This window comes from Arthrobacter sp. NPDC090010 (genome assembly GCF_044748305.1).
GTDB lineage: Bacteria > Actinomycetota > Actinomycetes > Actinomycetales > Micrococcaceae > Arthrobacter_E.
Map to the genome: position 1 here is coordinate 70649 of NZ_JBIVFT010000014.1, position 9002 is coordinate 79650.

A 9002-nucleotide genomic window follows, 5' to 3' on the forward strand; every position below is an offset into this window, starting at 1 on the left:
TGTCTGGAGAGCCTAACGCCCGCCTGGTAACTTTTCGGACACGAGAAGATCTTCTGGTTGACAGTGTAGCCACTCGGGTCCAAGATTTGAGTCAAATAAGACCTTTTTTGGCGCAGAATATTCCGATCTACTCATCCGCAGGAGAGATAGTGACTGAAGTGGACATCGATATCTGCCGTCGCAGCGCGGTGGCTCAGCTGGAGGCGATGCGGCGTGGGGAAATCTCAGCGCGCGAACTGCTGCATGAGACCCGAGAACGCTACGACCGTGTCAACGCGGAGATCAATGCGGTGGTGACGGTGGATTTTGATGCCGCAGATGACGCGGCCGCCAAGTCGGACCGACGTCGTGCGGCGGGGGAGCCCGCCCGCCCGCTTGAAGGGCTGCCGGTCGCGGTGAAGGATCTCGAAGACACCGCAGGGATGCGTAGTACCTATGGCTCGCTCCTGCACGCGGATCACGTGCCCCGTGGCGACACTCTGGTGGTGGAACGAATGCGGGCTGCTGGTGCTGTGATCTATGGAAAGACGAACACGCCGGAGTTCGGCACTGGGTCCCACACGTATAACCGAGTCTTCGGTGCGACGACGAATCCCTACGACCCTAGACGCAGCGCGGGTGGTTCGAGCGGAGGCGCGGCCGCCGCATTGGCGGCGGGACTCACTTCGGTTGCTGATGGATCGGATATGGGAGGGTCTTTGCGGAATCCCGCCTCCTTCTGCAACGTTGTCGGACTCAGACCCTCGATTGGCCGGGTGCCCAATTGGCCCTTGAAAGATGCATGGGACACACTCTCAACGAATGGCCCGATGGGCCGTACTGTGGCGGACACGGGGCTGCTGCTTTCCGTGCTTTCAGGCGCGGATCGTCGGGCGCCACTTGCATACCCGGAGCGGTTCGAAGCGGTATCTGAGGGCTTCGCCGGCCCCCTTCGGATCGGATGGAGCCGCACCCTTGGCGGCCTTGATATTCAGCCTCAGGTGAGTGAGGTTCTAGATGGCCAAGGACTACCAGTCTTGCATCAACTGGGGCATCGCGTGCTCGATGCAGAACCGGATTTGGAGGAAGCCGACTCGGTCTTCCGGGTCTTGCGAGGGCTGGACTATGCACGGAGTTTCGGGTCTCTGCTCGCCGAACATCGGGATGCTCTCAGCCCTGAACTCGTGGTCAACACGGAGTATGGTTTGACCCTCACCGTTGAAGATTACTTTGACGCGCGTGAGAGACGGACCAGCCTCTACAAAGGCATGCTCGAGTTGTTTGACAACATCGATGTGTTGGCCGCACCCGTCACCGCCGTCTTGCCGTTCCCCGCGACTCATACCTGGGTACGTGAGATCAACGGGAGTCCTCAGCCCGACTATCTCGAATGGATGCGCGCGAGCTGGCGCATCACACCCACTGGTTTCGCCGCGATCAGTGTGCCTTGCGGATTCAGCCCTGAGGGGCTCCCCGTAGGACTTCAGTTGATTGCCCCGCCGGGTGCGGAGAGCCGGCTCCTCGCACTCGCCGCTGCGTTCGAACGGGTTCGTCCCGTCTGGCGCGAGCATCCCATCGTTCTGACCACAGCCACAACTCCAGAACGACAGCTGGTAGAAACGGAGACTCCGCAATGATGACAAACAACGACGCGACACTGTCCATCCGCGGGCTGACGAAAGAGTTCGTCACCCCAGAAGGTGCGAACTTCATCGCGCTCGATGGCATCGATCTTGACATCGTTCCCGGTGAGTTTTTCATCATGCTCGGGCCGTCCGGTTGCGGCAAGACAACGCTGCTCAGATCGATCGCTGGGCTGGAGCAAGCTACAAGCGGGGAGATCTGGCTGGGCGAGGATCGGATCGACAGGTTGCCACCATATCTGCGTCAGGTAAACACTGTCTTCCAGGCGTATGCGTTGTTTCCACATCTGACCGTGCGTCAGAACATCGCCTTCGGTCTGGAGATGGAAGGAAAGAAAGCATCTTCGGCAGAGGTCAAGAACCGCATCGACGAGATGTTGGAGCTCGTCGGCTTGGGCGACTTCGGCACCCGTAAGCCCTCGCAGCTCTCGGGCGGTCAGCAGCAGCGGGTGGCTCTGGCGAGAGCCCTTGCTAAGAGACCGAACGTGCTTTTGCTGGACGAACCGCTCTCGGCGCTCGATCTGAAGCTGCGTCGTGGAATGCAGACCGAACTCAAACGAATACAGATCGAATCGGGTATCACTTTCGTCTTCGTCACCCACGACCAAGAAGAAGCGATGAGCATGGGCGATCGGATTGCCGTATTCAATAAGGGTTCGATTGTGCAACTGGGAACCCCCCGCGAACTGTACTCCGAGCCAACGAATCGGTTCGTTGCTGAGTTCATTGGGGAGATGAACTTCCTCACTGTCACTTTGGATGGTGGCATGGTGCGGACTGCCGGCGGAAACCACATTGCTGCGGAGGCGTTTTTGGAACCTCCTACCGGCGTAGGGACGGTGACGGTCGGGATTCGGCCAGAGCACTTGCGCGTCGCCGAAGGTGGAACTTTCGCCGGTGAGATCATCGCCTCACAGTATGTCGGGACAGACCTTCGGCTGTGTGTTCGTACTGGGCCAGAGGAAGAAGTCTGGGCCAGAGTCGATGCGAACTACACCGGCCCATCGTCTATCGGAGACCGCACGGCACTCGCCGTCGCGCCGCGTTCAGCCAGGGTGGTGAGAGCATGACCGCACCGGCCAATTGGACGGCGTCCGACGATGTCGTGACCGTAGGAAGATTCCGCAGAGCAGCCTGGCGTCGACCGGGAAGCGCGTCCCCGTGGCTCGCGGTTCCGGGACTGCTTCTGGGCATCGTCTTCGTTGCTCTTCCGGTGGCCCTCGTCATTGGGTACTCGTTCATGACACGATCTCCTGGCGGAGTCGGGGTGGTTGGTCCGGTTACCACCGACAGCTGGTCGCAGCTCGTCTACGAGCAGGACTTCACGGGAAACAGCCAATTCAACGGTCAGTATTTAGCGATTCTGTGGCGTTCAGTATGGATGGCCGCGTTGACCACCGTGCTTGCGGCTATCGTTGCGGTTCCCACCGCGGTGTGGATCGCAACGCGTACCCCGAAGGTCCGAAACCTGCTGGTACTGGCAGTGACCGTTCCGTTCTGGACGAACACTCTGATTCGCACCTACGCGTGGATGATTCTGCTCAATGATCAGGGGCTGGTCAATGCTGGAATCAAGGCGATCGGGTTCGCACCTTTGCCTCTGTTTCCCAGTCAGTTCGCAACCACCGTCGGGTTGGTGTACGTGTTCGTGCCGTTCATGATCTTGCCGATCTACACCAGTGCGGCGAAATTTGACTTTCGTCTCGCTGAAGCAGCATACGACCTGGGCGCAACGCGCTGGCGGGTGGTGCGTCGAGTGCTCGTTCCGAGCCTTCGTTCGGGGATCTTGGCGGGAAGCATGCTCGTGTTCGTCCCGGCATTGGGAGCTTTCATCCAGCCGATGCTCCTCGGCGGGGCGAAGGTCGATCTTATCGGGACTGTGATTCAGCGTCAGTTCAAAGAGTCGATGAACTGGCCATTCGGTGCCGCGATCTCAGTCGCATTGTTGGTGCTCACGCTGCTGGCACTGCTGGTGTTCGCGTTTGCTGCGAAACGACTGTCCGCTTCAGGGGAGAAAGCGAGCTTGCTATGACTTCGAACGCGCCGACCGGCCTGCAACGGACGGAGAGCCGCCCTGTCCGTGCGCTCAATGCTTTCCCAGGGTTCGCCGGGATAGGCATCGGGTTGCTCATCTTCCTGTACCTACCACTCGTCGTGATCATTGGATACTCGTTCAACGCGAACAACATCGTCATGGTCTGGAGCGGATTCAGCGCCGAGTGGTATGCCAAGGTATTCAACTCCGTGCAGATTCGCGATGCGTTCCTCAATTCCCTTCTTATCGCGTTCTGGTCGACTGTCCTCGTCTTGGTCTTCGCGGTCTTCGTCTCGGTCGGTTTGGTGAGCATGAGACGCCGGAGTTCCGCTGTCGTCGCCGGTCTCCTTTCAGCTCCCCTGATCCTGCCCGAGATCGTCCTCGCCATCGCAATTCTCAGTCTCTTCGCCTTCGCTAAGGTGCCACTGGGCATTCCGGCCATGATCGTCGGTCATGCCGTCGTCGGTCTGCCATTCGCACTGATGACGATCCGTTCCCGTCTATCTGAGGCGGATTGGACCCAATTCGAGGCGGCAGCGGACCTCGGCGCGAATGAACGACAGATCTTTCGGCGGATCACTCTGCCGATGCTCACACCGGCGATCGTCTCCGGTGGAATGCTGAGCTTCATCGTCTCAATGGACAACTTCATCATGTCGTTCTTCACCGCTGGTCCGGGAGCCACAACTTTACCCCTTTACATCTGGGGCTCACTACGTGTCGGCCTTACCCCTGAGATCAACGCACTCTCGACCATGATCCTCGCTGTCTCTGTCCTAGTCCTCGTTCTATCCCAACTCATCACGAGAAAGAAGAGCTGAAATGTACAGAACCAACCCGCGGAGGCGGATGCGCTTCGCCCTATTGTCCGCCGCCACGGTGGCGGTGATCCTCACTGCCACCGCGTGCAGCGGATCCGGTGATACCCAGGGCGGGAACGTGAGTTCCAGTAGCAGTTTTCCGACGAAGGGATCCGGCGAGCTCAATCTCTTCAACTTCACCAACTACATCAATCCGGACACTCTTGCGAAGTTCACCAAGGAAACGGGAATCAAGGTCAATGTCGACACTTTCTCGTCTGCAGAGGAGATGGTCGCGAAAGTCAAGACCGGTACGGCCACCTATGACGTCGTCACCACCTCCGACTATGTCACTCAGGATCTGATCTCGAGTGGTCAGTTGCTGGAAGTTGATGCGACTACCTGGCCGAACGGGGGGAACATCGAGAAGGATTTCGTCGACATTTACTTCGATAAGGGACGGAAATACACTACTCCCTACGCCACCGTGTACAACGGCATCGGATACAACCCCAAGGCGGTCAAGGGGCCGGTCGGCACATGGAAGGATTACTTCTCCGTGCCTGCCGGGTCAGCTGGAAAGATCGGCCTTCACGACAGCCAAACGTTTGTGATCGATGCTGCATTGCTCGCGACAGGGTCCAAGCCCTGCACGACGACTGGTTCCGATTACCAGAAGGCCCTCGAACTGCTTCAGAAGTTCAAGCCCAGCATCAAAGTGATCAGCTCGGATGGAACCATTGATCGACTCGCCGGCGGGGAAACAGTGCTTTCCACGATGTGGAACGGATCATTTGCGCGGGCTCAGGCGCAGAACCACGACCTGAAGTATGTGCTGCCCTCCGACGGATATGCGGTGAGTACTGACAACCTTGCCATCCTGAAGAACGCGAAGAATGCGGACAACGCCAAGATCTTCATGAACTGGATGCTCAACCCGATCAACGCGGCCACGAACGCCAACTGGATCAAGTATTCTGTCCCGCTCACCGGCCTGGATACGGAACTGGCGAAGCTCGATGCCGGTGGTGCCCCGGTCATCATTCCCACCGCCGAGCAAGCCAAGAACGGCATCATCCAGGAGCCCTGCCCTGCCGACGTCAAGGCACAGTACGACAAGCTTTGGACCATGTTCAAGGGTTAGCAACTCTCTGTGACGGTCGGCGGCGCCATGCGGGAAGAATGCTTCGCCGACCGTTGCTGGGTCGTTGAGGGTTGAGGCCGTCCGGCATGCGCGTTCCATGCGACAGCAGCAGTTGGAGCCAGTGGTGATCGGCCTGAAATGACACGAAAGCTGCAGTGCGCCACTTCCCTATTCGTCGCGCTCAACGGCGTTGTCGCTCGGATCAAGACACCGGCAGACGCCTCATAGTGGTTCGCAGCTTCCCGTGAAACTGCAGTCTTCGCTGCGGCGGTGAGTGTGGTCAGCGCGAAGACGTAGAAGCCCTCGGGGTATGCGATCTGAGCGACGAGGGCGAGGAGAACCACAACCTTGCACGATAGCGGTAACCGTTGTCACGGCTCGGAGAGCCTGGAGTTTCATCTTCTGCCGGACGGTTTGTCTTCACTGTCTCGTGCAGCAGAAGTGGCGACCCCGGCGATGGGAAGAACCCGGGAATCTCCTTGTTGTGCCTGTTCAATGAGCCACCCGACGCTTATATCGAAGAAACGGCCTACGAGGGCCGCTGCGCCGGGAGCGTTCCGGTCCACGAATGCCTCATAGATGGCTCGGTATGCCTCCGCAGAGGTGATGGGTTGTGCCAGGACTTCAAGGTAGGCCCTGAGCCGGGTTCGCAGCATCTTATCCAGATCGAGGAGAACCGGGTTGCAGGCCATTTCGGTCACCGCGTCGCCGAATTCCAGGCCATGGCCAAGGACCTCAGGATATTTCTCTTGCTCGATGCATGTCTCAAGACGCTCAAGTATTCGGCCGAGCCGGCGAAGATCCTCGGGTGTCCGTCTTTGGCACGCTAGATAGCTGCTCAGCGTTGCGGTCTCTTGGGCGACCATGAATAGATCGATGATGTCTTGATAGCTGACTTTGGCAACGCGGGCAGCTGAACGGGGCGCTCCGGGCACGGCGAGGTTTTCATCCAGAAGACAGTGAACGGCGCGACGTACCGCAGCCCGCCCTGCTTGATATTGGTCACCGATCTGACGCTCGGAAAGGGTCGTTCCTGGCGGTCTGTTTCCTGAGACGATATCGCGACGGAGTTCTGCTGCTACTCGCTCCGTCTCTTCTGAATACGGTTGTTCCCGAAACTTCACGCACGACCTGCTCGATGGCCCAAGCTAGCCGACTCAAGCTTGCGGAGTTCTGTTCCGCTGCCAGCGTCGACTCGAGTCAGCAAGCTGCTGACTCGGTCGTGCTCGTCTTTTTCCTGGAACTCCTTGATCAGGCGTTCTGTCGCGTTGGGGTCCCGTTTCGCGACTGACGTGAGAATAGAGTGCAGTGCCTCAGCTACCCGAATCGGATCGGTTACAGTCACGAGAAGAGCCCTTTGCTCGGGCTCAAAGCGGCACATTACCTGAATAAAGGGAAGGTTGTGTGTGGCGTCGACCATCGTCCGTTGAGCGTGCAGCAAGGTATTGAACCCTGCAAGGGAGTCGCCGCTGTCGATCTGCTGACGTGCTGCTCGGGCCAGCTCCAGGCAGGAATTGATCTCCTCATCGCTTGCGTTGTTGAGAAGAAGCCTGATGAGCATCGGGAACAGTGACCCGTTGACTTCGCGGATGCAAGCAAGATCAGCGGCCGTGGTCGCTCCCTTGACCTCTGCGCCGCGTTGGCGCCGCAGATCGACCAGACCGCCACGTTCGAGCAGCTCGAAGGCCATCCGGACGGGAGTTCGGCTCACACCATACTTCTGGGCCAGTTCCATTTCGATCAACCGGGTTCCTTCAAGGAGCTCTCCAGCTCGGATGCGTCGCTGAAGATCGCGGGCGATGTCCTTGGCTCTTGCGCCATTGTGTTCGTCAACCACGTGGCTCATTTTCGCACGGACATCTTCGACTTTCCCTGGTGTGTGACCCATCTGACCTGGGTCGTAGCACAGGTGATCTGAACGAGGAGTCTTCAGGGACGGGATCGGGATCGCCCGGAGCCGAGTCCAAGCCGTTACCGGCGGCTCCGCTGCTTCTGATCTCCCTCTCGAGTAGTTGCTCGTTGGTAGCAATGCGCACCAGATGACGAACGGCGGGTTGAAAATGAATCTTGTTCATATTTCCCGTTCGAATCGTCTAGAATCCAAGGGAAAGTTCAATTGCCCTACATTTGCATGGACGTTAGTCTTGTGCAGCAGGCTGGTGACTGCTGTTCAAATGTGCACCAGATCGCTTCGGTGGTTCTGCCACTGTCTGCCCGAACCGCGTCCACATCGCATCCGAACCTAGAGGAGATCAGAATGGGAAGTCATGCCCTCCAAAGATGGAGGAAGCCGTCACTACGCAAACGTCGAGTCGGCGCGTCAGTCTTGGCTGTTGCCGTCGCAACGAGCAGCACCCTGAGCGCCGCGCTCATCATGGCTCCGGCCGCCATTGCTGCTGGAGCGAATGGTTACGTCTTCAACGACGCGTGGACTTTGACCGGCTCTTCGGTCCAGACACAGTATTCTCCGAGCTCTCCCGCTCATCATTCGGCGGCTACATCATTGCCGTCCCGGACTGGAACTGTCGATGTCACGGCTCAGTTCGTTCCTAACGAGGACCGGAGTCCTGGTTCCACCATCCTCGGAAACGGGACGAACCAGGCTGCCTATGGTGGCCAGTCCGCGATGTTCATCGGCTCGCCCACCCCGGCGGATGTCCCAGCTCTTGGCCTCTATACGAATGGTTCTGACGGTTGCGGCGGTGCACTGGGGACTACTGAGCACCAGAACTTCAGTGAGCAGTGCGATGTTGGTAAATTGACCCTGACTTTCTCGAAGCCGGTCACTGACATGGTGCTGGACATCTCGGGCTTGGGTGGGTACTCGTTTACTGGCTCGGATGGGCGCGGATCTCGCGGTTCCTTCAATTCGACCATCTGGAGCATTGCGACAGATGGTGTCCAGTTCACCGGGCTGCCCGCTGCAGCTACGAACATGAAGACAGATGGCAAGGTGCTGAGCGTTGTCAATCGGAACACATTCACCCAGTGCAATCAGAATCAGCAGCTCAATAGCGGAACTACCCGTGCCACGCCACGGACCGATTTTGCGGGTTGCGGTTCGGTGATCCTCAAGGGCACCTTTGACACCGTGACGTTCGACATCGCGTCCATGGCATCGCCGTTCTCGATGTTTCCTACGGCTGAATACGGCACCGGCAGTGAGTACTTCGTGAACAACGGAACTGCGGCCTTTGACGGTGTTAACGGCAACAACCTGACTCAGAGTGAACGCAGCCTGACGGGTCGTCCAGATTCCTCGCAGAACTCCGATCTTCAGCGTGTGTCCTTGCGTTTGCCGCAGATGGGTGCGATTGGTGATCGGGTGTGGAATGACGCTAATGGCAATGGTGTTCAGGATGCTGGTGAGGCCGGTATTCAGGGTGTGATGGTTGAGTTGT

General features: G+C 58.5%; 8 protein-coding genes. 6 read left to right on the plus strand and 2 right to left on the minus strand.

Annotation, left to right across the window (positions count from 1 at the left end; all coding sequences use genetic code 11):
- Window positions 1-149 precede the first annotated feature (149 nt).
- Genes ACIPXZ_RS16570 through ACIPXZ_RS16590 form a run of 5 tightly spaced genes read left to right on the plus strand, consistent with a single transcriptional unit; the run spans window position 150 to window position 5601 of the window.
- Window positions 150-1616: an amidase gene (locus ACIPXZ_RS16570; RefSeq protein ID WP_400596337.1), complete on the plus strand. Its 1467-nt coding sequence runs from the start codon at window positions 150-152 to the stop codon at window positions 1614-1616.
- On the plus strand, window positions 1616-2692 hold the full coding sequence (locus ACIPXZ_RS16575) for an ABC transporter ATP-binding protein (RefSeq protein WP_400596339.1): 1077 nt from the start codon (window positions 1616-1618) through the stop codon (window positions 2690-2692). Before ACIPXZ_RS16570 ends, ACIPXZ_RS16575 begins: the two co-directional genes overlap by 1 nt.
- The gene (locus tag ACIPXZ_RS16580; RefSeq protein ID WP_400596341.1) at window positions 2689-3654 is read left to right on the plus strand and encodes an ABC transporter permease; all 966 of its coding nucleotides are present in this window, start codon (window positions 2689-2691) and stop codon (window positions 3652-3654) included. Before ACIPXZ_RS16575 ends, ACIPXZ_RS16580 begins: the two co-directional genes overlap by 4 nt.
- Complete coding sequence (locus tag ACIPXZ_RS16585) at window positions 3651-4478, plus strand: ABC transporter permease (RefSeq protein ID WP_400596343.1); 828 nt, start codon at window positions 3651-3653, stop codon at window positions 4476-4478. The genes ACIPXZ_RS16580 and ACIPXZ_RS16585 overlap by 4 nt, the downstream gene beginning before the upstream one ends.
- A 1-nt stretch (window position 4479) precedes the next feature.
- Window positions 4480-5601 (plus strand): PotD/PotF family extracellular solute-binding protein, encoded by a 1122-nt coding sequence (locus tag ACIPXZ_RS16590; protein WP_400596345.1) that lies wholly within the window; start codon window positions 4480-4482, stop codon window positions 5599-5601.
- 395 nt (window positions 5602-5996) lie between these two features.
- Here ACIPXZ_RS16590 and ACIPXZ_RS16595 read toward each other — a convergent pair whose 3' ends face one another.
- On the minus strand, window positions 5997-6725 hold the full coding sequence (locus tag ACIPXZ_RS16595) for a GntR family transcriptional regulator (RefSeq protein WP_400596347.1): 729 nt from the start codon (window positions 6723-6725) through the stop codon (window positions 5997-5999).
- Window positions 6722-7438 carry a GntR family transcriptional regulator gene (locus tag ACIPXZ_RS16600; RefSeq protein WP_400596349.1) on the minus strand — a complete coding sequence of 239 codons (717 nt, stop codon included), beginning with the start codon at window positions 7436-7438 and terminating at the stop codon, window positions 6722-6724. Before ACIPXZ_RS16600 ends, ACIPXZ_RS16595 begins: the two co-directional genes overlap by 4 nt.
- Before the next feature lie 489 nt (window positions 7439-7927).
- Between ACIPXZ_RS16600 and ACIPXZ_RS16605 the strand changes: the two genes are divergently transcribed.
- Window positions 7928-9002 (plus strand): SdrD B-like domain-containing protein (locus tag ACIPXZ_RS16605; protein WP_400596351.1); only part of this gene is annotated, 1075 nt, incomplete at its 3' end.

Bases quoted from the DNA above. Each gene is read 5' to 3' on its own strand.
- ACIPXZ_RS16575 (WP_400596339.1), top strand. From the start codon at position 1,616: ATGACAAACAACGACGCGACACTGTCCATCCGCGGGCTGACGAAAGAG.
- ACIPXZ_RS16580 (WP_400596341.1), top strand. From the start codon at position 2,689: ATGACCGCACCGGCCAATTGGACGGCGTCCGACGATGTCGTGACCGTA.
- ACIPXZ_RS16590 (WP_400596345.1), top strand. From the start codon at position 4,480: ATGTACAGAACCAACCCGCGGAGGCGGATGCGCTTCGCCCTATTGTCC.
- ACIPXZ_RS16585 (WP_400596343.1), top strand. From the start codon at position 3,651: ATGACTTCGAACGCGCCGACCGGCCTGCAACGGACGGAGAGCCGCCCT.